Consider the following 981-nt stretch of genomic DNA (forward strand, 5'->3'; position numbering starts at 1 on the left):
TGGAACAAATGTCATCTCTTCATCCATGCAGTAAACACAGCGAAAATCACAACGGTCAGTAACTGACAAACGCAAATAGTTAATCTTTCGTCCAAAAGGATCAACTAGCGCTGTATTCGTTTGATTAGTCTGAGTCATAGATTGTCTCTAGTTTCGAACCGTCGTGTGTTTTAATGCCATTACTGGCAGTGCATTTAATTGTCTGCGTAGTAACTGCCGCTCTTACCGCCATGCTTTTCTAACAATCGAACGCCATTAACTTGCATCGCTTTATCAACAGCTTTACACATGTCATAAACAGTCAGCGCAGCAACGCTAACAGCTGTCAACGCTTCCATCTCAACACCTGTCTGCGCATTCAACTTACATGTACTAACAATGCGTAAGCGCGCCGAATCGTTGACGTCTTGCGGCTCAAAATCAATGCTCACAGCACTTAAATTTAAACCATGGCACAAGGGGATAAGTTCAGAACACTTTTTAGCTGCCATAATACCTGCAACTCGGCACACTGCTAACACATCGCCCTTTTCAATCTGATCACTCAATATCAATGATAAGGTTGAAGGCTTCATGTCAACATAAGCCTCTGCAATAGCAATACGTCCAGTTATTGCCTTCCCCGACACATCAACCATATGCGCATTACCTGATTCATTGACATGCGTTAGTTTATTTTCCATTAACGCGTTCCCTCTATAATCGTTTGCCATGTGCTGATACCAGCAATGCCCTGTCCGCCAGCACGAATTACCTCACCCAATTGCTCATCTCTCATTCCGCCAAGCGCATACACGGGAATATTGCACCCCTCTAACAAGGCTTCAAAATTAGCTAACCCTAATGGTTCTGCATCTGGGTGTGATTGTGTCCGTTGAACCGGCGACAATAGAGCATAGTTTGCACCAACACTCTCTGCCAATGCTAATTCAGATTTTGAATGGCATGAAACACCAAACAAATATGGAAGGCTATAGCCCT

Annotated in this window: 2 protein-coding genes and 1 pseudogene; all 3 read right to left on the reverse strand. The window is 43.7% G+C overall.

Features of this window, described 5'->3' with window-relative positions; translation table 11 throughout:
* Window positions 1-138, reverse strand: a pseudogene (locus A3762_RS28450) (GTP 3',8-cyclase MoaA); the annotation flags it as partial.
* A 56-nt stretch (window positions 139-194) separates the two neighbouring features.
* Window positions 195-683 (reverse strand): cyclic pyranopterin monophosphate synthase MoaC, encoded by a 489-nt coding sequence (gene moaC, locus A3762_RS17785; RefSeq protein ID WP_068754600.1) that lies wholly within the window; start codon window positions 681-683, stop codon window positions 195-197.
* A partial coding sequence (locus A3762_RS17790) for a thiamine phosphate synthase (protein ID WP_197469361.1) occupies window positions 683-981 on the reverse strand: 299 nt, incomplete at its 5' end. The genes moaC and A3762_RS17790, both read right to left, overlap by 1 nt.

This window comes from Oleiphilus sp. HI0125 (genome assembly GCF_001635355.1).

Bases quoted from the DNA above. Each gene is read 5' to 3' on its own strand.
- moaC (WP_068754600.1), bottom strand. From the start codon at position 683: ATGGAAAATAAACTAACGCATGTCAATGAATCAGGTAATGCGCATATG.